Source organism: Endozoicomonas arenosclerae (genome assembly GCF_001562015.1).
Lineage (GTDB): Bacteria > Pseudomonadota > Gammaproteobacteria > Pseudomonadales > Endozoicomonadaceae > Endozoicomonas_A > Endozoicomonas_A arenosclerae.
The window spans coordinates 1-22,165 of the sequence record NZ_LASA01000069.1; the positions used below are offsets into that span (position 1 = coordinate 1).

Below are 22,165 nucleotides of genomic sequence, written 5' to 3' on the forward strand. Positions count from 1 at the left end.
CAATCATTGGGCGGTGGAGAATAATCTGCACTGGATTTTGGACGTTGCATTTTCAGAGGACGCATGTCAGATAAGCACAGGAAATGGGGCTGAAAATTTCTCCATTCTGAGACGGCTTGCGCTGAACGCTATCAAAGCCAATAAGGGAAGTCGCAGTATCAAGAGTCACCGGAAGCTAGCAGGGTGGGACCATAAGCACCTGAAAAAGCTGCTTTGCTCAGTCGTTCTGAATTGATGCAATTGCCCTGGTACCAGAGACAGTTCCAGTGGATCTATAAAGCCATCCCTGAGTTGGAGAGCTTCTTTAAAAACGGCATGAATGACTGACTGCCATTCACCCATTGTTTCACGGGCTCCTGTTTCAAATGACTTGAATAAATCCAGGACGTTTGAAGGTATGCCCAGGTTATAGGCTAACAGCGGCCAATATTCCTCCAGATCGTGCTGATCGATAAGGTGAATGACGGCATCAATCAATTGCCGGGAAGGGGATTCATTTTCTTCCAGCTCCATCTCCAGATAATCGGTAACGATCTTCAGGTGACGGTCAAATAAAGGGGTGGAAATCATCAATGATTCCAGAAAGTTTAAGCGTGTCAGGGTCCAGTGAGCGGTTTCCAGACACTCCGTTGCGTGAACTGCGCCCTTTATAATGCTCGGGCATTGATAAACGACCAGCCTGAAAAAGTTGATGTGTCTTCTCAGTTTTGTGCAACGGGAAGTTCTGGGGCCAAAGTGATTGCACAGGTCCGTTACTATCCCGGAGGGTTTGATTAGGGCTCCTGCTCCAGGGGAGTAAATCCCCAATTGTTCAATAAAGCTGAAAAGGTTTTGGAACGTGTCGGAAGGCAGCATTGCTTCTGAACTGTTTTTTAACCATTTCATACCGAGTCGAATGGGTGTTTCGCGGGATACCTCTTCGTTGGCTTCCGGAAGATCAATACCTGTCAGGAAAAAGAAAATCACCCAGATGTGTCTGGCTACCTGAGACATGGCCTGCAGCTCGATATGGTCTACACGGCTCACGTCTTTGGATTGAAGTAAGCTTTCGAAATCGGGCAATTTAGCAGGAATTATCGGTCTGGCTGGGGGATCATCTGGCTTTGCTTCCGGGGATGATTCTTCTCTGCCTTGTGGAGACGCTTCCATAGGAGGAGGTGGCGAATTCTTGTTTTGATTCTTACCTTTCTTCTTTTTTTTAGGGGCCATCCAGATTTTTTTCAGAACGTCTTCAATACCAATTCCGGCCCAGTGGAATGGTTGTGCTTTTGAGTCCAGAATCTGCCAGTTTCGAGACCACTGCTTTCGCCAGTAGGCGTTACCATCACTTCTACTGAAACCATTGGCATCGCACCAATCCCGATATGAACTGCCGCCTTGCTGGCTGTCAGGCAAGGCGTAGCCATTTCTGTATACCTCAGGTGCTATTTTGGGAAAGAGTGGGCCATTGATAAATGCTTCCAGTTCAGCTTCAAAAGCAATACTTTGGAGACGGAAAAACTCTCGCTGGGTAATGCTGGTGATAGAGCCATCAGGCCATCGCAAGATATAGATTCGCTCTCCATCAACTTCAGTAACAGCAACCAGCAACCCCATGCTGTAAAAAAACTGGGCCAGCATATCTTTCGGTAATGAAAGTTCCTGACTGATGGAGGGAATATCAGAAGCTGGGGGGAGGTAGAATTTCAGACTATCCAGGTTTTCTACAGACAAGTCTGCTTCTGCGTATAAAGAGTGGAAGAGTTCATCGAGTGCTTCCGGGGCTTTATACACCAGTAATTGTTGATCTTTAAAGCGAACTGTCAGTCGAAGTGCGGGGGTCTTAACTTCAATCAAGAAAAGTTCTACATCATTACGGCTTGTACCCCCGGGTATTTTAATGGCTTTCTTATCGTCGTTATCCGGAACAAGATGATCCGGGTCTGGCTCGTTCCCGGGAGGGAAAGGCTCATGGATGATGTAGTGTTTTTCAGTGACATTATTCAGTGAAATGTATTCATATTCGGCAAAAAGCGGGCTGGGTATTAAAGGCTTTTCGGGTAAATACATTGGACTGCCACCATCGTGTATATGCAGGGTCAGGTTCTTGATGCAGTCGTAATGAATGATGGGGTCCTGGGAAGGCTGTTCGGGTACCAGAAAATATCTGACTTGCTTGCCAATGGGGGTATCGGGCAGAGGAAAGGGTTCAATCTGTTCAGGGATACCCGGTTCAGTCTGGTTAAATGTGGGAAGACTCTTCTGAACCTGTTGCCATTGTTGGGCTGTAATCATCAGACTGATTACAGATTCCAATGCATGGCTGGGACCTGAAATAAAAAACAGAAAGAACAGAAGGCCCCGGGTTAATTGGATCGTTTTTATCTGCCAGTAGTTGGCTGTTTTCATTCAGCTCCATCCTGAATGTCTCTGGTTCAAATAACAAATAAACAGTGGTTTTGAGGGTTAGTTGCTGCTGGGTAAACCAAAGCAACTGCGAATCAATCGGACAAAATCAAAGATCTGATGGTCGGCATAGTGTTCGCTGATAAATGTAGAGAGAACAATGGCTGGGTGCTGGGTTTCAGGCAGTGTCTGAACTACTGAATCAACCGTTGCCGTCGGGTTTTCTGAATCAACATCTACATCATGGTTATGAGCGAGAAGATGAAGGCCTGAAGTAGCAAGGGCCAGGGTAGTATCAATGGCAAAATGCATGGTATTGGTTGCCAGAAAATCCCCTACCAGTGTGTGCGTTGTGTTCCCTTGCTGATGGGCATAACTGTACTGAAGGTGCAGCTGGAGAATTTGCTGAGCAGTGAGTTCACCATACTTTACGGGGTCGGGTTTAGGGTCTGATGGGTCCCGTGGAGGTTGGGGTTGAAGCTCTTCATAGTCGTCTGGGTTTTCAGTCCTGCCATCGATAAACCGGGTTTTAGGCGGTGCTGCAGGAGCGGCTGGCTTGGCCTGGCTTTGACCGGATGCCTCCGAGGTGTAATCACAGTTGGGTGTTCTATAAGGAGTACAGGAGTCGTTAAAGGGGGTAAAAAAGCCGCAACTTTGTTTAAGTTTCAGTGACTCTATTGAAAATATTGTTCTGGCGTTGAACTCATCATCCAGCGGTGGATATTTATCGACCTGGACTGTAATACTCAAATCAGCCTGTAAAGGCTGACAAAAAATACTTATAAACAGGACTGTTATCGTATATCTGAAATGGACACCTGACAGGGCAATGAGTTTCATGACAGGCCTCAACTCTGCTGTTTCAAGGTGCGTCTAAGGATAGACCCAGATTTGAATATGTCATTAAGAGTGTTTTGGTCAGATTTGACCCTTAGGGATTTTACAGAAGAAGTCGCTGAAGATAGGATGCAGATTCAAAACGAAAAAAAGAAGAATCAGGGAAAGCTAATGAAGTTTGCCAGCATTTTAAGGGCAATTGCTCTATCGGGATTGATGATCGGCAGCGCCCAGGCACAATGGAGCCTTGATAAAAACCAGTCAGAGATCTACTTCACTTTCATTAAAGCCGCATCCGTTGGGACAGTGGGACACTTTGAGTCGTTTGAGGCCAATATCACCGACTCAGGCAAAGCAAAGCTGACCATTGAACTCAACAGTTTGAATACGGGTATTGAAAAGAGGGATGGTCGACTCAGAGATATTTTCTTCCAGACCACTCGTTACCCCAACGCTGAAGTGGAAGTGTCATTGAGCCAAAAGCTTTATGAGCGTCTGGAGGTGGGCGAAACGGATAAAGTCCGGGTTACAGCCAAGGTTTCACTGCATGGCAAAACAAGAAGAATGCGTGAGACGCTGAATGTCACCATGCTGAATGATAAGACTGTTGAAGTTTCTACGGCTAAGCCTTTGCTGCTTGATGTCAGCAAGTTTGGTTTGATGCCCGGTATTCAGGCATTGATCGATCTGGCTGGAGTCAAAAGCATTTCCCAGTCAGTGCCCGTTACTTTCAAGCTGCGTTTTAATCAGAATCCTGAAACCAAAAGCTGAACATGATCCAATCCTGCTTTCATACCGTAGAGTTCATAAAGGGTAACGGACTCTGCGACTATGGAATCCAATGGAAAATGGGTATTGATTAGCATTGCTTTTAACCTCTTCTGGTTATTAATGGTGCTGGGGCAAGATGAATACCTTTGGTTGGGGGCTTTCTTTCTGCTGGCCAGTTGGTTTGCGTCACCTGATAGTGCTCTGTTTGCTCTCCTCATTGCTGTTCAAGGCATTCTTATGGATGTCATTTTGGGCAGGCTTGGCGTATTCAGTTTCGACTCTGTTTTCATTCCCCTCTGGCTCGTTATTCTCTGGTTAGGTTTTGCCACCTTTATCTGGCATGTACGGGATCAGATTTGTGATAGATCCCCGGGGCTGATTGTTCTACTGGGCGGTGCTGGTGGGATGATGAGTTATCTGGCAGGAGCCAGACTGGGAGCAGTCACTCTGCCATGGAATAGTTACCTGACTGCTTCAATTCTGTTTGCATGCTGGGTACTGTTTTCCGCTCTGATTCTGTTATGGCTTAAGCACTATAAGAAAATGTCAGGCAAGGAGGCTGGTGTATGAAGGCTCTATTTATGACGGCTTTTATGTGGCTCATATGTATTGAATCGTTTGCCAGTTCTGCAGTTTGGGATCGCTGGAAAACCGTTGGCGAAAGTCAGCTGACCTGGGGATTCTGGGTTATTTACGATTCTGAATTGCGTACCCCGGAAGGTATTTATTCACCAGAACAGAGTCAGCTGGCGCTTAAAATTACTTATCGCAGAAATATTGATAAGGATGATTTACTGCAGGCAACTGATGATCAGTGGAAGCATCTGGGTATAAAAGAGAATCGTCGTGAAATATGGCTGTCAGAACTGGCAGGGATATGGCCCGATATTCGTAAAGGGGATCATTTGTTGTTTGTATTAAATAATGGAGAGGGATTTTTTTATCAGGCTGGAAAACTGTTAGGCAGCAGTATTGAGAATGAACATGCCAAAGCCTTTGTTGATATCTGGCTGTCGGATGAAACGGCGTATCCTGGTCTGAGGGATCAATTGACCGGCATGAGAGAATAAGCCGAAACAGTAAATCTACTTCGACTTTTTCAATGATCTTTGGTCGTTATTAAGTGCCTCTCCAGTTGGCTCAACACTTTCATATTGTCTTCAGCCACTTCTGTATGAGTTCGCCAACGCATTAATTCCAACTCGGTTCTGGCTGCTTTTGCTACATCAGTCGTGAGTTCAGGTCTACTATCCTGTTTCGCCCAGTGTTTGACCAGGGCTTTATGCCAGCCACGATAGAAGATCGGATTGGGCATAAGAATGCGACGACTGCCTATTTCTGAAGCTTCCTGTGAAGGCCAGTGGTCACAGTGGATGTCGTGGTAAGGCTCGGCATCCATTTCCAGGTCGGCGGGGTCATCGCCAACATATTGAACAATATTGTTTCTGCCAGGTATCACCTGGCCATGCCTGATGGCGTCAAAGCGACCCCGCTTGGAGCGTTCTGTTTCTCCTTTCGGGGTGTAGTCCTGACAGTCACCTTTCATCAGGATTTCATCGCCTTCTCTGAACAATCCATGTTGCTCCAGCTGTTTGCGGGTAGCTTCCCTGACTTGATTATCACTGACTTTTGCATCCAGATCAGGCCCCCTGTTGGTGACCCAGACGACGGGTATATTATGATCGCGATAGTGCTGTACCAGCTCTTTGACGCCTTCGATAGCCGAGGCGTCTCCTGATAACACATAACGATGCAGTGAGCTTTGGTTACTCATCTGTCCTTTGGCGCAAAGGCCTGCCATCCACCGACTGTTATTGACCGCAGTGCCGTCAATATCCATCACGGCCACCATTTTGGAGGTGTCCTGACCTTTGACCCGTTTTTCAAATTCGGCTCCAGCCCTGTTGCAGGTTTGCAGGGTAAGAGCGTCGTAGGAAGGACTCTGCATATACAGCAGTGCCTGCTGCATTTGTTGAGTCAGAGGCGCTGGTGGGGTCTTTTCAGGCAGTTCCGGGTCATCCCATATCTGTAACGTCTGTTGTCTTTTATCAAACTCTTCGGGGGCAGTCGTTTTAAAAGGTGCATGGGTGATGCCTTCCCAGGAAGGGCCGTAAACGGGGTTGGTCACTACAAAGCAATCATTCCCCCATCGGCTTCGGGTTTCTTCTCTGATGGTGCTTCTCAGTTGTTCTGTAGAAACTGAGGCTTTTATACCTGAGTCACCCAGCTTGTCGCCAATAAACATGGCTTTCTGGCAGTCGGCTCTGACTTCAGCAATATGCTCTGCTTTGGATTTCCCTTTGTGAGCAATCTTCACAGAATCTTCGGAAACATCCGGGAATCCGAAGGCTTTGAGCATGGTAATCGTATCACTCTGAAGGGAGGGGTCTGAACGACTGGTCAGGTAGCAGATTTTAACTTTGCCTGTGGCTGCAGCCTCTTTGAGAAATGCCTCAGCACCGCATAAAGCATAAGAGCGTTTTGCCTGAGCTTTCCACCAGGCAGAACTCCTCTCTTGGGTCATTTCATTATTGGTGCCTGTTAACCCTGCGAAGTAAGGAGTGCTTTCAACGGTTCCATCATCCAGATCAACGAATAGAGCCAACTTTTCATTATCTTTCAGGTCAGAGATGGCTTCTTTCAGTGCCTGTGTGGCATGAACAAAGGTTTGTTTCAGGGCAATATGTCCTGCTGCCGAGAGTTGCTTCCAGGCCAGCCCCATGATCAGGGTTTGATAGAGCTCACAGCGATCAACTTCCCGGCTATCCAGCTTTGCAGATGGATGAAAGGCAACGCCTTCCAACTTTTGCATGGCCTCGATGTTCAGATAGTTCTCAAGAATAAGGGTTCTGATCCGCTGGGCGATCTCTCTGACCGCATTGATTGGGTTCTGGGCTAATGAGGAAGCACTGGAAATGGCCTGCATTCTTACATCCTTATAAGAGAAGTTAATCCAATAAAGGTAAGACTGGCGGGGGGCTGGAAGGTTCCAGAGACGTAGAAACGAAAAAAGCCACAGACCGTAAAATCTGTGGCTTTCTTGCGGATATGGTGGGCCTTCCGGGACTCGAACCCAGGACCTGCCGATTATGAGTCTTTAAATATGTACTTTCGTACAATTCCATACCATTCCTTAAATCGGTTTTAAGTCCTTGTTTACTGGGTTTATTATTTCCTCATGATTCCAGACTGTACTATAGTTTTTCACTCTAGCCCGACAGAAAGAAGGCGCATTAGAAGGCGCAAAGTAGGCGCAACTATCAAAGGTGGTCAACATGGCAAAACTAACCCCACTTCAACTGAAGAACATTAAATACCGGCTGACTGAACAGGTAGGCAGTCGTGGTGATGGGGTTTTGCTATTTGAAAAAAGGAATAGCGGTACAGTTGAGGCATATTACAAATACAAGCAGCAGGGCAAAGAAAGCAAGGTAAAGTTAGGGCAATACAAGCTCACCAGAGATGGGCATGGTTTCAGCTTGGCCGAATGTAGAGACAAGGCCCAACAGCTAGCGAACACTCGCCGGGAGTGCGGAGGTGATCTGAAAGCACACCTTGAAGCTCAAGAGCTGGAGCACCAGAAGAAGCAACAAGAACTCAAGCGACAGGAAGAATTGGCAGAAAGTCAGGGCACACTTTCGGAACTGTGTGAAAACTATGTGTCATCCCTCTACAGGCAGGGAAAGAAGTCTGCGCGAGTGGTTGAGGGGGCATTTGCCTTATACGTTCAGAACCCATTCCCCAACCTGGCCAAATCCAAAGCCAAAGATATTACTGTTGAAGACATAGTAACCATTATCAGGCGCATGATAGAGAAAGGGATTACAACTACCAGTAACCGGCTGAGAAGTTATCTCCATGCGGCTTATGAATATGGGATGAAAGCTGATAATGATCCACGGGAGCAGGTAGAGCACGGCAAGCGCTTTTTTATTGAGCATAACCCTGTGTCGGCCGTACCCCGGCAAGCAGACTTTGAAAGAGTCAGAGAGCGTTATCTAAACCACCAAGAGATAAAAAGACTCTGGAATGACTTTATTCCTTCCATGCCGAACCGTAGTCCTGTCTTTGGCTTGCTGCTACGTTTCATGCTGGCGACGGCGGGTAACAGGCCAGAGCAGATAACCCTATGTCGATGGTCAGATATTGACTTTGAAAGAAGGCACTTCACTTTCATTGAGCGCAAAGGAAAAAGCGGTAATCCAAGAAAGCGTGTCATGCCACTGACTGCCCGGGCTCTGCAGATACTTGAAGAGCTGAAATTGATAACCGGCTCTCATGAGTGGCCTTTCTCCATTACGGGTAAGGCTCCGTTAAAGGTTACCAGTCTGACCCGTAGAGTTAATGAATACTGTAGTTTCTTGGAGGCTGAAGCCAAGGCAAAAGGTGAGCAGGCACCAGAACGGTTTACCTCAAAAGACATGCGTAGAACAGCAACTAACCTGCTTATCGAGTGTCGCGTTCCCCAGGAACAACGCTTTCTGATACAGAGCCGGGAAGATGGCAGCATTGAGAGCAAGCACTATGATCATTCAGACCGGTTACCAGAGAAACGGGAAGCCCTGAAGAGATACGGCGCATTTTTAGACAAGATTCTCAAGGGTGAAGCTACCAAGCTGGTGGATCTTGACCAGTATCGCCAGACCACCAGCAGGCAGGATTGATTGAGTTTCTCTTACCAGTAGCTTGTCATTCGTCCTTGTTGTCTGGTTTGACCAGATTCTCAGGATTACCAAGAGCGGTTTCTTTCTCCAGCTCTTCCTGTATTTCTTTGGGGAGCGGCTTGAAAAGCTGCTCTGCTGACTTTCTGGCTCGCTCACGAGCTTTCTTTATGCGTTCTTCGAGCGTCATAGTTTTTTCACCAGATAGCAAGGGTTCCCTTTAGTGGCGGGAACGAAAGTAAACCCAGTGTCATGAGAAGTGTAGTAATCAATAAGCTTTTGATTCATGGGCTCAACGACTCGGAGGTAATCAGCACCAATCAAGCTGGCATAGGTTTCATAAGCCAATAAAGAAATCCGGAACATATCACTTGCAAACAGTGAGTTTTTGGGAGTGCGTTCAATAAAGTCCAAACGCATACTTGTTCCGTGATAAGTGGGTCTACCCAGTGATAAAGAACACAGTCTACTGCCATGCCAAACAGACAAATCAAACGCTTTAGGGTATCGAAAGCAGTACTTTGAGGCGAACGTCCAGTCCCAATCAACCCTTCTTTCTGGCATATCCCGCCAAATCTTAAAGGCATTGAGAGCTCGGCTATCAACAGAAGACAAGTGAAGTTCTTTTTTTAATCTTCTGGGTAACTCTTCGTGGGCAAGGGTTCTTGCTTGTTGACGGAAGACTTCATAACGGCTTTTTGCATCCATGTGTGTCGCAAGCATTTACATCGATCCTTTGTTATTCTATTTCCATACCGTACCGGATCATACCACTATCCAGCGGCTTGAGCCTGGCTTTGGCAAAGCTGGAATCACAAGCTGTTATTTGGGCAGGGAGACAGCAGCATGCCAGCACAGTCAAAACCACAATATATAACCGACGATCAGGGCAACCGTGTTTCCGTGGTTCTTCCTGTGGATCAATATCAGGAACTGTTAGACGACCTTGAAGACCTGGCAACCGTAGCAGAACGCCGGGACGAAGAGACGGTATCCCATAACCAGGTTATCAAAGAGCTGAAAGCAGACGGCAAGCTATGAGCCGTTATTCATTACGCTGGAAGCGTTCAGCCCTGAAAGAACTGAAGAAGCTGCCCAAGACTACCGTCGTTAAGCTGGTGGCCCTTGCTGAATCTCTGGAGCTTGAGCCTTTCCCCTCTGGCTGCAAGAAGCTGTCAGGCACAGAACATACTTACCGGGTAAGGTCTGGTGATTACCGGATCGTGTACCAGGTACAGAGCGGTCAGCTGATTATCGAAGTGGTGAAGGTAGGCCACCGAAAAGACGTCTACCGATAAGAACAACACAGGCTTGAGTCTGTACTCGAATAGCCAGTCTAGGGCCGTACACCTGAAAAGGCGGATAACCCACCCGCCCTGATTGGCTTGCTTTGGTGGGATTGCTAGGGGTAGTGATGGTAGATAACATATACCTTCTGGATTCCTTGTCAGACGTTGATGATTTTGATGATGATTTTATAGTGGATTGGACATTAAGCTTTGACCCACTTGGTAGAGATTTGGCTGAACTGATCGAACAGTCTTCAAAGTTAGGGCTTGGACTTTTCGACTGGATAAGCAGAGAGGATGAGTTTACCGAGGACGAACTAAGAATCGCTCACTCTGCCCGTAAAAGATTAAGTGACATAGAGTCATTACTTTCAGCTGAACAAGGCAATGTGGAAAACAGTTATATAGTTCTAGCATTAGCGCAAAAGGCATTAACTTCAGTTCTCTATGATTCAAAAGAATCACTATCACCTTCCGAGTATGATGCTCTTCTTTATTTAGGTCGTTGCTTAAAGAGGCTTAACCAAGGTATGGCGCCAGATGATGCCTTTAAGGTTAAAGTCGGTCGTGGAGGTGGAGGCAGACCAACCCAAAGCAAAATATTTAAAAGAAATCTCAAGAACTCCATGACTTTATTATGTGCTGTTTACGTTGCCAGACTGATGAAAAGAGGTAGCACGCTAGATGAAGCCTGCGAGTTGGTAGCCGAAAAGATCGATGAAGAGGTCAAAGAGAGCACAGTCAGAGATTGGTACAGAAAACACTGCAAAAATATTACGGCTGAATTTATAGACAGTGAAGAGAGTCGAGACCCTTGCTTCAAGGATATTGAGCTTATTCCGCCGGCAAAAATAGCCATGGATGTTTAAAAGCTGATTTATCCATCTGACAGTTAATTGAGCTTGTCTTAGTCTGGTTTCCGTGGACACCCAAAGAACAACACGGAAATCAGACCATGACCGCACAAGCGCAAACCTATCTCACCCGCCAACAAGTGCTGACCCGCTACGGGATCGGCAACACCACCCTATACCGCTGGATGAATGACGACACTGTCAGCTTTCCCAAATCTGTACAGATGGGGCCGCGTTGTGTCCGTTGGGAGCTATCAACATTGGAAGCCTGGGAAGAACAGCGCAAGTCAGAAGCCGCTTAAAGAAAGGAACACGCTACGGGCTGCCAGTCCCCCACCGGAAAGCCCGTAACGCATCACAAGGAAAGCTCATTATGAAGCACCCCACCAAAATAGAAAACTGCCTGTACGCTTTTCTTGAAGCAGGTCCGGCAGGTTTACGACAGATTGAAGTGGCCAGCCCGAACCAGGGCTACCGATTTAAACAGCTGCCTGGCTGGTTCTGGAGTAGCTGCCTGAATACTGATGTTTCAAGACTGGGAAAACAGGGTATTCACATTGCCCGTGCGGCTGATCCATTCACCCGCAGTGATGGCGGGCAGGCTAACTTTTACCGCTACTGGATACCTACCCGCAAAGCTGCAGACCAGGCACTGACCCTGTTAAATCATTACCGGTTGAAGCGTGGCGCTGAATACTTGCCCGTGAACCAGGCGTTAATGCTGGTGGAGCAATTCCCGGTTAAGTCAGAAGGCAAATTTTAAAAACGGAAAATCCCATTATTAAGGCAGCTAAGCGGGAAATCCCGCTTTGGGCAAGTGTGCCATCCAGCGCAAAGTGAAGACCAGGCCATGAAGAAAAACAAACTCAGCCAACCTGTAGAGCAACCCTATGAAGGGCACAAAGAAGGGCAAAAGGGAAGCCAGACACGGCAACGCTACCAGCATTATGAACAACAGTCAGAGCAACAGTATGGACAACATGTCCAGACCCTCTATGACAATCACCCATTGTCAGCTCTGAAAAGGTGCGGTACTGTATCGACAGTTACAGCAAAATCTGTAACCCGGATTGAGACCCGGTATTTATTAGAGGCGTACAGCCGCTTAATGCGGTTTTTTTGTACCGATTCCGCATACCTGCCCGTTTTAATGACAGGGCTGGTGGGGCTACCTTCGGGTAGGCCGGTTTCCTCTAATACCGGTAGTCTCAACCCTTCCAGTCCTGTCACCAAATCAAGATTGAGACCTTGGGTGACAGGCTCCACAATTAGAGGAGGCCACCCTATGGCTATCACCTGTCGTCTTGCCTTACTGAAAGGCAACTCAAGCCGTCTTTGTAACCGTCGTGTACGTGGTTACATTTTCCTGTCGTTCAATTCCCACGAGCAAGCCCGGAAAGAAGCCAGCAGGCTTAATGCCGTCGTGTGTGGCTGGCAGCCAGCAGGGAGGGTAAGCGCATGAGCAAAGATCAATTTAAAGCCCTGAGTGATTACAGTCATCCGGCTTATGGTATGGCTCGCATACTGTCTGATGAATTGGTCTCTATCGATTGTGGCATGGAGCCAAGGCTCAACAGTACTGAACTGGCCAGTATCGCGGCTGCCCTCAAAGGTTGCTGTGAGAATATAGACAGGATTGCCGGAGATCTGGAAGAACAGGAAGCACCCGGCAAACCACTGTCAGAACCACCCGCCAAAACATCCCCGAAAACTCTGCTGGCCAAAGATCTGGATGAACAGAGCACCCCCGCTGAAGGTCTGGCGGAAATACTGTTTAACGGGCTGGTGAGCATCGAGGCAGACAAAGAACCCACCACCCGGCTATCAGACTTAATTCAACTGGCGGACTCCCTGAGGATCCATTGTCATTCTCTCTCGTTTCTGGCCAGCAAGCTTTTTAATGCCCTGGAAGGTGAACCATGAGCCGGCCAAACAATCAGCTGGGATTTATCGTGGCCGATCTCGACCGGCATGTTATCCCGTCAGCAGGTTTGGCAGAGCTGCTATACAACTGCCTGGCAGATATGGAAGCCAACCGGGAAAGTTCAAGGCTGACCCTTACAGAGTTAGTATACCTGGCTGACTCATTGAGAGCGCACTGTCTGGAAACCTCAGTCCATATGGACGCGCTCAAGAGCAAGTTAGAGAGAAAAGAACGCAATGACAGATAACGATAAAGCGTCTGAAGCTGGTGGACAGGCACACCCCGCCAATCAAAAGAGGTTTACCGGGGTATGGATACCCGCCTTTCTCTATGAGTATGAAGCCCTGTCATCGGCTGACCGTGAAACCCTGGCCATTATCAAAACCCTGTCCGAGTCTGGAAAGGGGTTTGTGTCAGTCTCCTATGTGGCTGAAGTTCGTAATGTGGCGAGAGAGCAGCAAAGTCGGCTTGTTACAAAATTAGAACAGTTAGGTCTGGTTGAAAGGCTGTCGAGAGGGAAAGGCAGGCCCCAGCAGATTCGGTTAGTTAACAGCCCTGATGATGGTGAGCATGACAAATTGACCTCACGTCAGAATGACCATACCCCCTGTGATGAAAACATCACACCTACCTGTGATGAAAGCATCACACCTACCTGTGATGAAAGCATCACACCTACCTGTGATGAAAGCATCACACCCCCCTGTGATGAAAACATCACACCCCCCTGTGATGAAAACATCACACCCCCTGTGATGAAAACATCACACGATAATAAAGAGATAATAAAGGATAATAATAAAAGAGATAATAAAGAGTGCGCGGCGAACGCCGCTCCAGAATATGCTGGAGTGCCTGAAGGCACCACTCACATAAAAAACACTCGACTGAATGAGTTTATTGAATGCTGGCGAATGGTTGCCGAGTCTGGACGATGGTCTGTGAAGATTGCCCACACCGAAAATCACACCATTGAATACTTTGGACCCGCTATTCAGAAAAGACTTTCGGCGTTGCTGGCGGATTGTGAGCCAAAGCAGTTAATCATGGCAATGGATAAAGCCGTAAAGCAGGCGATAACCATGACTCACTGGGATATTGAACATCCTGAACACGCTTTCGGTATTGCCTGGCATCTTGACGTGTTAGACGGTGACAACGCTCATAGCTGTCAACAGAGGGTAGAATCTGTAAGTGAAGTCTTACCAAGGCCAACACTGAAAGAAGAGCTTAGAGCGCGTCAGAGGCTGCTTACCCCTTCACAGAATCAGGTAACCCCTGATCAACTGGCCAGCTTGGTAAAACGCAAACGGCAGGAGATAGGGATCGGGGCTCATGAAAAAAGTGAAACTTGAGGTCTACCAGTGTGCTCGAGACTACGACATACGGCAGAGCATCCCCGGTGATATGAGTACTGATGAGGCGTTGTACTGGTGGGCATTGATCCAGCAGCATGCAGATAAGAAAGCCCGGGCGAACCGTAGACAGTGGCAGGTTGTTCAGGGCAGTAAGCCTGTTAAACAGCCTTTCACGGCTGAAATACAGGCCGATGGCCAGATGTGCTGGTTATTCTGAATAAAGCCTGAGCTGTGAAGCAATAGCGCTGATTGTCTTGTATAGTTATCAGTGTTCCCGCTCTGCTTAGGTATCGGGCTTTCGAGACTACATTAAGGTACGTCCGGTGTAGCCAGTCTTGAAAAGGGCGATAACAAGCCATTCAAGACTGCTGATAAAAGGCTCTATCTTCGGATTGAGCCTTTTTTGTGTCTGGGTCCTTTCCAGATCTTCAACCATGCGGGTAGGCTGACGCGCGAAATCTCACTAAATATGAAACTTTCCTTAGGGTTGGTTGTTGTTTAGTTGTCAAAGCTAACCGTCTGACCTGCCAAAACTTTCCTGATTCGATATAACAACCTGGCTAACTGATCTAGCGGTCGACACAAACTATGCAGATCCACACAGTTTACTGATGGGACCCTGACCCGTTTACAAGCTCCACGGGGAGGCGGACTCGCGGTGTTTGGTTAATTTTCGGTATAGTATGGTTGCCACCACCAGCGCAAACAAACCCGCATGGTTACTGCATAAACAACTGGAAACACTGCAAAATGGACAACGAGAAAAGGATTCCTCAGGAATGGAATATTACCCAGCTGGCAGAAGCATTTAGCTCCACCCGCCCAACAGTCAGAAAGCGGTTAAAGAGTGCTGGTTTTTTACCAGTGGGCTGTATAGCTGGAGTACCTGTTTACCTGATGGCAGACGCAGCCAGAGCCATGTATCAACCTGCCGAATTTAAAACCGGGGCTGTCTTTGGTTATTATGATTCACCCCAGCAGATGTCGCCCAGGGATCGTAAAGACTGGTTCGACTCTGAGCGTTCAAGAATGGCCGCAGAAAAGCACGCCAAAAACCTTGTACCTGCTGAAGGTGTTAGGCAGGGGTACGCTGATTATTACCGGGCAATAGTGCCGCCTTTGGACAGTCTTGTAGATGCCCTGAAAGAAATAGGGCTAACCGGTAAGGCTATCGAGCTTTCACAGAAGCAGGTAGACGCGATTAAAGAGCAGATGTATCTGACTGCCATCAAAGCAGGAGCTGAGTTAGATTCTGAAGAAGACTACCGGGAGGACTCTTAACTGCTCGTGTATGAGCAGCTTCAATAACTGGCAAGCTAAGCGGGTATTCCCTCTTAGGCCAGCTGATAGCCAACTCCTCAGATGTGATGAGTAACCAGATATAGGCTTTTCTGTCTTGGCTTTGTTAATGGATCAGGCTGGAGAGGAGGAGTTAATTTTATTCCCATTTAATACCGCTACAGTCCGACACAAAGTAGGCGCATTAGTAGGCGCAAATAGGTAGATAGCAAAAAGCCCATAGTGTTTACTAACGCTACAGGCTTTGTCTTATATGGTGGGCCTTCCGGGACTCGAACCCAGGACCTGCCGATTATGAGTCGGATGCTCTAACCAACTGAGCTAAAGGCCCCAAACACTATTTGACACTAATCCTGACCTTAACCTTTGAATGCGTAGATCGCATAAGACTTCTGGGTCATGGGGTCTTAGTGGGGGTGAATTATAAGCATATCGGAGGGCTCTCGCCAACCCTCTGATTTTAATAAAGCTTTTTCTCATCAAAAAAGGTTCTTTCAACCCGCTTGAAGGGTAAACGAGTCGTCAAACTCGGCCGGTTTTTTCTCACTGCTTCCCGTCATTGGCCGAAACAACAGGCATGAGTCTGAAACAAAACCTGTCTTTCTTATTAGGCAGTCCATGATCCGTTGATGACCGGGATGTCATGCTTAAACACTTTTTCACGCCCTGGTTGCTGGCTTCCTGCCTGGTTTTCGCTTTTGCCAGTGAATTCTATGTGGGTAAGGTATTGCTGGAGAATGTGCGTAAACATTATGGAGACAAGGCCGGAAAGCGCATGGTGGCCTGGCAGAACCTGCTGGATAGCAGCCGGGGGTTATCAGAAGCCGAGAAGCTGAAAAAAGTGAATCAGTTTTTTAATCAGCTTCGTTTTATCAGTGATCTTCGTCACTGGGGAGAAGAGGACTTCTGGGCCACACCGGTGGAGTTTCTTGCCAGTGGCGGTGGCGATTGCGAAGACTTTTCCATTGCCAAGTATTTCACCCTGCGGGAGCTGGGTGTGGCCGATGAGAAACTCAGGATCACTTACGTAAAGGCTTTGAAGCTGAATCAGGCCCATATGGTGCTCAGTTACTATCCCAAGCCCGGTGCCGAGCCTCTGATTCTGGATAACCTGGAAGGGGAGATTCTCAAGGCCAGTGTACGCAGGGACCTTAAGCCAGTGTATAACTTCAACGGTGATGGTCTCTGGCTTGCCAGGCAGAGGGGTAAAGGGGTAAGAGTAGGAAAGGCTGACCGAATCAGCCTGTGGATGGAATTAAGGAAACGCCTGCGGCTGTCAGTGGAGCAGGGAGCAACCGGAAAACCCGGGGCAGGGAAAAAACCATGACACTTATCAGGGAACTCGCAGCTTACTTAACGATTCTGCTGTTCTTGCTTTTTGGTGGCAGTCTGATCATGAGTATCAGTGATACCAGAAGCTACCTGCAACAACAGCTGGAGTCTCATGCGCAGGACACGGCTACCTCTCTGGGTCTGGCCATAGCCGCGACCGAAGCAGGCAACGTGGCTACTGTAGACTCAATGATTGATGCCATTTTTGACCGGGGCTATTACCGGGTCATTCGTTTTACCGACGCAGAAGGAAATGTACTGGTAAGCAGTGAACATGATCTGGTGCTGGACGATGTTCCAGGCTGGTTCGTCTCACTGGTCTCCTTGAAAGCCCCTGAAGTGTCTACAGAAGTAAATCGAGGCTGGAATCTGGCCGGAACCCTCTATGTTTCCAGTCATCCAGGCTATGCCTACCGCAGCCTATGGAGTAAAACCCTGCACAGTACCTGGTTGTTTGGTTGTGGTCTGTTGGTGGCCGTTCTGGGTCTGAACCTGCTCCTGAAAATCACGTTACGTCCTTTAAAACGGCTTGAACAGCAGGCCAATGCTATCTGCGAAAAGCGCTTTGATGTTCAGACCCGCTTACCCAAAACCCGAGATCTTCGCCGAGTCGTTGAAGCCATGAACCGTATGGTGGGCAAGCTGGAGCTGCTGTTTAATGAAAAAGTGATACTGACAGAAGAACTGCGACGACAATCCGTTAAAGATCCGCTGACAGGCATTCTTAACCGACGTGCTTTTGATGATCGGTTATCCAGTGAATTGATCAGTAAAGAGAGAGGAGAGTCTGGTGGCAGCTTGCTCCTGCTGCAGATAAGTGGACTGGATGATTACAACCGCGATCATGGCAGAACCGAAGCCGACCGCTTGCTGGTGGATTTGGCCAGACATCTGTGTAAGCCCATCCAGCGCTGGCAGGAGTCTTTTGCCGGGCGGCGCAGTGGATCGGAGTTCGCAGTATTTGTACCCGCCTGCGATCTGGAGCAAGCGAACCAGGTGACTGAAGCCTGCTTCCGCTCTATTGCATCTTTACCCTTTTTCTCCAGTGATGAAGGTGAGAAAAGCCTGCATATAGGCGCAGTGACACACCTTGGCAGAATCGATCAGGGTGAATTATTGCATCAAGCTGATCAATTGTTGCGGAGTGTTCAGCATAACGGAGGCAATAACTGGCAAGTTCGGGAAATAGACATAAAGGATGGCCAGCCTTACAGCCAGTGGAGTGAAGGTCATTGGCAAGAATCTCTCCGCCAGGTGCTGAAATCTCAGGAAGTAGAACTGTTTGCTCAGCCCGTTGTGGACTTTAGCGGGCAGCTGATATTCCGTGAGGTGTTCACCCGGTTAAGGTTATTGGGTGAACTGGCTTCGGCAGAAGCTTTTCTGCCCATGGTGGAACGCTTTGATCTACACGCCGATTTTGACAAGGTGGTCGTAGAAGTATTGCTGGTGAAAATGCGCAATGGTGATCCTAAAGAGCGCTTCTGTCTCAATCTGTCTCCCCGCTCCCTGCTCAACAGGGAGTTTTATGACTGGTTCCTGTCAACACTTCGGGCAGTACCGGACTTGTGCAGCAGGCTGATTCTGGAAATTCCTGAGCGAACCCTTTTGCTGGCTGGAGATCAACTGTCCGATATTGTCGATGAATTATTGGCGACCGGATGTCGTTTTTCAGTGGATCACTTTGGTATTGCCAGCCGAACCCTGTCCAGTCTGCATATGCTGAATCTTGATTACATCAAGGTGGATGGCAGCTTTGTCAGGGGCATCGCCCATAATCAGGGAAATCGCTTCTATATTCGTACTTTGGCCATGCTGGCCAGCAGCCGTGATATCCAGCTTCTGGCTCAGGATGTTGAAGAAGAGCAGGACTGGCTGAAACTCAGAGATCTGGGTGTTCAGGGTGGTCAGGGGTTCTATCTGGGTCGACCAGAGCGTCTGTAATCCCCGTCGTATATTGAATGGTCTATTCTCGGTCAGCCTCCTGGGCTTTGCAGAATTATTCTATCTTTAAAGGCTGGATAGTCATCGACTGTAGAGAGAAGCTATTGACCATAGGGGTTTGGTCATCACTGAGAGACACCAGTCTGATAGTAAGAGCTTTGCCCTGGTATTCATGATGCATTTTCGTAACCGAGCTCCAATCGCTTCTAACGGAGTGATAATTCTGAAGGTGGTGCTGGGTGAGGCTCAGACAAGGGTGCTGAGCAGATATCTTGTCTACTTCAAGTTGATGGCCGCAATAGCTCAACCCAATCTGCAGTAATTGAGAGAAGTCCAAGCCGAGAGTCGTCATCATTTCCGATTGTTCAGAATAGATATTAAAGACTGCGTTGAAGTACGTAACAAAGGATCTTACCCTTTCGAGTCTGATGGGTCTTAATTCTATCGGTGTCATATGACAGGATTCATTTCTTATAGGCTTTCCCAGGCAGTGCTGATATTCGAACGGGGAGTGACTGAAAGTAAAGGCGAAAAAAATCGGGCTGTATGACTGATATTTGATGAAATTGTCTAAAAGTAGAGCCTTTCGTCTTTGCTCGGTTTTTTCGAAATGCTTTTTAGCTTTATTGAAAGTGCTGAGGGTGAAGTTACTTTTACTATCGATACAGACTTTATCTTCAAAATAATCTCTCATGATGGCTCTGGACATCAGCCATTTCACCTCTGAGTGTAAGAGCTTGTTTGTTTCCCTCTCATTTTTGATCTCTTCTGATGCAAACTCTACGTTGAATACCCCTGTTAAAAACTGAACGGTGAACAAAATGCTTGTGTATGCGGTAAAAGCGACTGTCATTGAGCAGAACTGACGGGGTGAGCAGCAATTGTGGGGAGCTCCATAGGTGCTTGTGGAAATAAGCAATAAAAGGCTCAGAGCGCTTATTCTGGAAACGCTGGCAATAGATCTTATCAGCATCGCTTATAAACCAGATATTCAATGTAGGTTTACATTTTAGAAATGGATACTTGCTGATTCTATGCGGTATGTACCTATTTGTTTGCAGGGGTCTTCGGCTGAAGAATCAGGATTTCTTGATTGGCATATGAGCTGTGTCTTTAATACCCACCCTGAATAGAGGATAATGAACCAGACTCAGAATGGGGCAATGAGGAATCTATGGCTCTGGAAATGATAAAAGAGCGCGTGTCGTCAGTAATTCAAGGTGTCACGGGAACCCTTAGAGACAGTAAGCTCGGGGTTAAAAGTGTGGCAGTTGCTGCTGGCGCTGTAGTTATCGGTCTGACCGCTTTGGGCATGTACTGGAGCAGTGAACCGGATGCGTTCTCAGTAAAGGCCAATGCCGAGCAGATGGCTCAGGCTGACGGCGAGGGAGTAGTGGTGGGTTATACGACCACGGCTACGCTTTATCGTCTGGCTGATACCCTGCTCAACAAACCCGGTGGTTATATCCGTAATGATATTGGCCCTCCCGGAGTCTTCATGGACAACATGCCTAGCTGGGAGTTGGGGGTATTGATCCAGGTCCGTGACATGGCCCGTTCGCTGCGTAAAGATTTAAGCCGTTCACAGTCCCAGTCCCAGGAAGATCGTGATCTGGCGATTGCCGAGCCTCAGTTTAACTTTGACTCAAAGAGCTGGATTTTGCCCTCCAGTGAAAAAGAGTATCAGCGAGGTATCGACAAGCTGGGTAACTACATGCGTCGACTGCCCGATAAGCAGGACCGTGCCCAGTTCTATGCCCGTGCCGATAATCTGACCCGTTGGCTGACCGACGTTGAAACCCGTCTTGGCAGTCTGTCCCAGAGATTGAGTGCCAGTGTTGGCAAACCTCGTCTGAACACAGATCTGGCTGGTGATGCTGAAGCTTCCCAGTCCACAGAAGCCGAAACACTGGTGGAAGTAAAAACACCCTGGACCAAGATTGATGACGTCTTCTATGAAGCCCGTGGAACTTCATGGGCTCTGATTCATCTGATGAAAGCGGTAGAAGTTGACTTTGCTGATGTACTGGACAAAAAGAACGCTACCATCAGCCTGAAACAGATCATCCGTGAACTGGAAGCGACTCAGGAAACCGTTTGGAGTCCATTCATTCTTAATGGCGACGGATTTGGCATACTGGCAAACCATTCACTGGTCATGGCCAATTATATTTCTCGAGCTAATGCCGCAATCATAGATCTGCGCCGACTGCTGGAGCAGGGCTAAGATCAGATACCTTATTAATAAACGGCCTTCCTTTTGAAGGCCGTTATTGTTTTTACTGGATGGTATGGAAAATTTAAATCAGCAAATCGATTTTATTATGGAGCTGGACCGTCTGAAGGCTGTCCAGCGTCGTTGTCGCATCAAGTGTGATGATAACCGTTTTGAGAACAGCGCCGAGCATAGTTGGCACATTGCCCTGATGGCACAGGTGCTGTCAGTGTATGCCGATGAGCCTGTAAGGCTTGATCGTGTTGTGACCATGCTGTTGATTCACGACATTGTGGAAATTGACGCAGGCGACACCTTTGCTTTTGATACTGAAGGTCAGGAAAGTACGGTTGATGTCGAGGCCCAGGCAGCCGATCGTATTTTCGGGTTGTTGCCCCAGGAGCAGGCGAAAAGTTATCGCACGCTCTGGCAGGAGTTTGAAGACGCTGAAACCGCTGATGGTCGCTTTGCCAAGGCCATGGATCGTATGCTGCCCCTGTTGCAGAATTGCCGGAATGAAGGTGGCAGCTGGGTTGAACACGGTGTGGCTCGTTCCCAGGTCATCAAACGCAATGAATATCTCAAGGGGTTGGTGCCCAGACTTTGGGACTATGCTCTGAGTGAGATTGATCAGGCCACGGACAATGGCTGGCTGATAAGAGATTGAGGTGTGAAATGAGCAACAAGCTTGTTTATTCGACCGACATGGGTCGCATTAAGGAAGAAAAGCCCAAAGAAGAAACCGTTGGTGATGGTAATGTTCGGGTGCGTCCTGAAAAGAAAGGCCGTGGTGGTAAAGTTGTGACCGTGATCAGTGGCTTGCCACTGGCAGGCAATGATCTCAAAGCCTATGCCAAAACTTTGAGGAAGCGTTGTGGCGGTGGTGGTGCCGTTAAAGATGGCAACATTGAGCTTCAGGGTGACCATGTGGATGTGATGGTCGACGTCCTCAAAAAGGCTGGATACGACGCCAAGCGCTCAGGCGGTTAATCTTCTTCCCGAGTTCAGCCGGATACTGTTCTGGTATTTGGCTGACTGATCATTTCTGAATTCAATCTGCTCGAAATAATCTGATTTACGCACGGATTCCGTTCACCCTGAGCTTTTCGGAGGGTATTGGGCTTCGACAGGCTCAGCCCGAACTTATACCCCACGGAAAAAACACTCTTTTTACTGCAGGTTACGGCTCTTTTTCTGGCGGGATAAAAATTAGTCATCGCGATCTGTTTATTTTGTATACACTGGATAGATGTTGTCTTTGATTTATAGACACAGCTGTTTTGTAGTGCTTGTGGTACT

The 22,165-nt window shown here is 47.9% G+C and carries 26 protein-coding genes and 1 tRNA gene; 20 read left to right on the forward strand and 7 right to left on the reverse strand.

Annotated features, from left to right (window positions below; translation table 11 throughout):
- Window positions 1-165: 165 nt before the first annotated feature.
- Together WG89_RS10330 and WG89_RS10335 are read right to left on the reverse strand one after the other, a co-directional pair.
- On the reverse strand, window positions 166-2,388 hold the full coding sequence (locus tag WG89_RS10330; RefSeq protein ID WP_062265240.1) for a hypothetical protein: 2,223 nt from the start codon (window positions 2,386-2,388) through the stop codon (window positions 166-168).
- A 57-nt stretch (window positions 2,389-2,445) separates the two neighbouring features.
- Complete coding sequence (locus tag WG89_RS10335) at window positions 2,446-3,135, reverse strand: hypothetical protein (protein WP_153301516.1); 690 nt, start codon at window positions 3,133-3,135, stop codon at window positions 2,446-2,448.
- Between the two features lie 258 nt (window positions 3,136-3,393).
- Here WG89_RS10335 and WG89_RS10340 point away from each other — a divergent pair, with 258 nt between their 5' ends.
- Genes WG89_RS10340 through WG89_RS10350 form a run of 3 tightly spaced genes read left to right on the forward strand, consistent with a single transcriptional unit; the run spans window position 3,394 to window position 5,063 of the window.
- Window positions 3,394-3,993 carry a YceI family protein gene (locus WG89_RS10340; RefSeq protein WP_172806775.1) on the forward strand — a complete coding sequence of 200 codons (600 nt, stop codon included), beginning with the start codon at window positions 3,394-3,396 and terminating at the stop codon, window positions 3,991-3,993.
- A gap of 60 nt (window positions 3,994-4,053) precedes the next feature.
- Window positions 4,054-4,563, forward strand: coding sequence for a DUF2878 domain-containing protein (locus tag WG89_RS10345; RefSeq protein WP_062265248.1), 510 nt, complete (start codon window positions 4,054-4,056; stop codon window positions 4,561-4,563).
- Complete coding sequence (locus WG89_RS10350; protein ID WP_062265251.1) at window positions 4,560-5,063, forward strand: chalcone isomerase family protein; 504 nt, start codon at window positions 4,560-4,562, stop codon at window positions 5,061-5,063. The genes WG89_RS10345 and WG89_RS10350 overlap by 4 nt, the downstream gene beginning before the upstream one ends.
- A 29-nt stretch (window positions 5,064-5,092) precedes the next feature.
- Here the strand turns inward: WG89_RS10350 and WG89_RS10355 are convergent, their stop codons facing one another.
- The gene (locus WG89_RS10355) at window positions 5,093-6,919 is read right to left on the reverse strand and encodes an HAD family acid phosphatase (protein ID WP_062265254.1); all 1,827 of its coding nucleotides are present in this window, start codon (window positions 6,917-6,919) and stop codon (window positions 5,093-5,095) included.
- A 349-nt stretch (window positions 6,920-7,268) separates the two neighbouring features.
- Between WG89_RS10355 and WG89_RS10360 the strand changes: the two genes are divergently transcribed.
- Window positions 7,269-8,657 carry a tyrosine-type recombinase/integrase gene (locus tag WG89_RS10360; protein WP_062265258.1) on the forward strand — a complete coding sequence of 463 codons (1,389 nt, stop codon included), beginning with the start codon at window positions 7,269-7,271 and terminating at the stop codon, window positions 8,655-8,657.
- 25 nt (window positions 8,658-8,682) lie between these two features.
- Here WG89_RS10360 and WG89_RS30290 read toward each other — a convergent pair whose 3' ends face one another.
- Together WG89_RS30290 and WG89_RS10365 are read right to left on the reverse strand one after the other, a co-directional pair.
- The gene (locus WG89_RS30290) at window positions 8,683-8,844 is read right to left on the reverse strand and encodes a hypothetical protein (RefSeq protein ID WP_153301518.1); all 162 of its coding nucleotides are present in this window, start codon (window positions 8,842-8,844) and stop codon (window positions 8,683-8,685) included.
- Window positions 8,841-9,377 carry a hypothetical protein gene (locus tag WG89_RS10365; protein WP_062265261.1) on the reverse strand — a complete coding sequence of 179 codons (537 nt, stop codon included), beginning with the start codon at window positions 9,375-9,377 and terminating at the stop codon, window positions 8,841-8,843. The genes WG89_RS30290 and WG89_RS10365 overlap by 4 nt, the downstream gene beginning before the upstream one ends.
- Window positions 9,378-9,500: 123 nt before the next feature.
- Between WG89_RS10365 and WG89_RS10370 the strand changes: the two genes are divergently transcribed.
- The 11 genes from WG89_RS10370 to WG89_RS10420 all read left to right on the forward strand — a co-directional run bounded on the left by WG89_RS10370 (window position 9,501) and on the right by WG89_RS10420 (window position 15,360).
- Window positions 9,501-9,695 (forward strand): hypothetical protein, encoded by a 195-nt coding sequence (locus tag WG89_RS10370; RefSeq protein WP_062265263.1) that lies wholly within the window; start codon window positions 9,501-9,503, stop codon window positions 9,693-9,695.
- Window positions 9,692-9,952, forward strand: coding sequence for a type II toxin-antitoxin system RelE family toxin (locus WG89_RS10375; protein ID WP_062265265.1), 261 nt, complete (start codon window positions 9,692-9,694; stop codon window positions 9,950-9,952). Before WG89_RS10370 ends, WG89_RS10375 begins: the two co-directional genes overlap by 4 nt.
- Before the next feature lie 146 nt (window positions 9,953-10,098).
- Entirely contained in the window at window positions 10,099-10,812 is a 714-nt protein-coding gene (locus WG89_RS10380) for a hypothetical protein (protein WP_172806776.1), read from the forward strand.
- 86 nt (window positions 10,813-10,898) lie between these two features.
- Entirely contained in the window at window positions 10,899-11,099 is a 201-nt protein-coding gene (locus WG89_RS10385) for a helix-turn-helix transcriptional regulator (RefSeq protein WP_062265277.1), read from the forward strand.
- 71 nt (window positions 11,100-11,170) lie between these two features.
- Window positions 11,171-11,560 carry a hypothetical protein gene (locus WG89_RS10390; protein ID WP_062265280.1) on the forward strand — a complete coding sequence of 130 codons (390 nt, stop codon included), beginning with the start codon at window positions 11,171-11,173 and terminating at the stop codon, window positions 11,558-11,560.
- An 87-nt stretch (window positions 11,561-11,647) separates the two neighbouring features.
- Window positions 11,648-12,259 carry a hypothetical protein gene (locus WG89_RS30295; RefSeq protein WP_153301520.1) on the forward strand — a complete coding sequence of 204 codons (612 nt, stop codon included), beginning with the start codon at window positions 11,648-11,650 and terminating at the stop codon, window positions 12,257-12,259.
- Window positions 12,256-12,720, forward strand: coding sequence for a hypothetical protein (locus WG89_RS10400; RefSeq protein ID WP_153301521.1), 465 nt, complete (start codon window positions 12,256-12,258; stop codon window positions 12,718-12,720). The genes WG89_RS30295 and WG89_RS10400 overlap by 4 nt, the downstream gene beginning before the upstream one ends.
- Window positions 12,717-12,968, forward strand: a complete 252-nt coding sequence (locus tag WG89_RS10405) for a hypothetical protein (protein WP_062265288.1) — start codon at window positions 12,717-12,719, stop codon at window positions 12,966-12,968. The genes WG89_RS10400 and WG89_RS10405 overlap by 4 nt, the downstream gene beginning before the upstream one ends.
- Window positions 12,958-14,076: a hypothetical protein gene (locus tag WG89_RS10410; protein WP_062265291.1), complete on the forward strand. Its 1,119-nt coding sequence runs from the start codon at window positions 12,958-12,960 to the stop codon at window positions 14,074-14,076. Before WG89_RS10405 ends, WG89_RS10410 begins: the two co-directional genes overlap by 11 nt.
- Window positions 14,057-14,296 (forward strand): hypothetical protein, encoded by a 240-nt coding sequence (locus WG89_RS10415; RefSeq protein WP_062265294.1) that lies wholly within the window; start codon window positions 14,057-14,059, stop codon window positions 14,294-14,296. Before WG89_RS10410 ends, WG89_RS10415 begins: the two co-directional genes overlap by 20 nt.
- Before the next feature lie 533 nt (window positions 14,297-14,829).
- On the forward strand, window positions 14,830-15,360 hold the full coding sequence (locus tag WG89_RS10420; RefSeq protein WP_062265298.1) for a DUF1441 family protein: 531 nt from the start codon (window positions 14,830-14,832) through the stop codon (window positions 15,358-15,360).
- A gap of 272 nt (window positions 15,361-15,632) precedes the next feature.
- Here WG89_RS10420 and WG89_RS10425 read toward each other — a convergent pair.
- A tRNA-Ile gene (locus WG89_RS10425) sits at window positions 15,633-15,709 on the reverse strand.
- A 312-nt stretch (window positions 15,710-16,021) separates the two neighbouring features.
- Between WG89_RS10425 and WG89_RS10430 the strand changes: the two genes are divergently transcribed.
- Together WG89_RS10430 and WG89_RS10435 are read left to right on the forward strand one after the other, a co-directional pair.
- Window positions 16,022-16,705 (forward strand): transglutaminase-like cysteine peptidase, encoded by a 684-nt coding sequence (locus tag WG89_RS10430; RefSeq protein ID WP_062265301.1) that lies wholly within the window; start codon window positions 16,022-16,024, stop codon window positions 16,703-16,705.
- Window positions 16,702-18,651 carry a bifunctional diguanylate cyclase/phosphodiesterase gene (locus WG89_RS10435; RefSeq protein ID WP_062265304.1) on the forward strand — a complete coding sequence of 650 codons (1,950 nt, stop codon included), beginning with the start codon at window positions 16,702-16,704 and terminating at the stop codon, window positions 18,649-18,651. The genes WG89_RS10430 and WG89_RS10435 overlap by 4 nt, the downstream gene beginning before the upstream one ends.
- A gap of 55 nt (window positions 18,652-18,706) precedes the next feature.
- Here the strand turns inward: WG89_RS10435 and WG89_RS30300 are convergent, their stop codons facing one another.
- Window positions 18,707-19,006 carry a hypothetical protein gene (locus WG89_RS30300; protein WP_153301522.1) on the reverse strand — a complete coding sequence of 100 codons (300 nt, stop codon included), beginning with the start codon at window positions 19,004-19,006 and terminating at the stop codon, window positions 18,707-18,709.
- An 819-nt stretch (window positions 19,007-19,825) separates the two neighbouring features.
- Here WG89_RS30300 and WG89_RS10445 point away from each other — a divergent pair.
- From WG89_RS10445 to yciH, 3 genes are all read left to right on the forward strand, one after another.
- Complete coding sequence (locus WG89_RS10445; RefSeq protein ID WP_079253770.1) at window positions 19,826-20,878, forward strand: DUF2333 family protein; 1,053 nt, start codon at window positions 19,826-19,828, stop codon at window positions 20,876-20,878.
- Window positions 20,879-20,942: 64 nt separating this feature from the next.
- Window positions 20,943-21,533 carry an HD domain-containing protein gene (locus tag WG89_RS10450; RefSeq protein ID WP_062265309.1) on the forward strand — a complete coding sequence of 197 codons (591 nt, stop codon included), beginning with the start codon at window positions 20,943-20,945 and terminating at the stop codon, window positions 21,531-21,533.
- Between the two features lie 8 nt (window positions 21,534-21,541).
- Complete coding sequence (gene yciH / locus WG89_RS10455) at window positions 21,542-21,856, forward strand: stress response translation initiation inhibitor YciH (protein ID WP_062265312.1); 315 nt, start codon at window positions 21,542-21,544, stop codon at window positions 21,854-21,856.
- Window positions 21,857-22,165 lie beyond the last annotated feature (309 nt).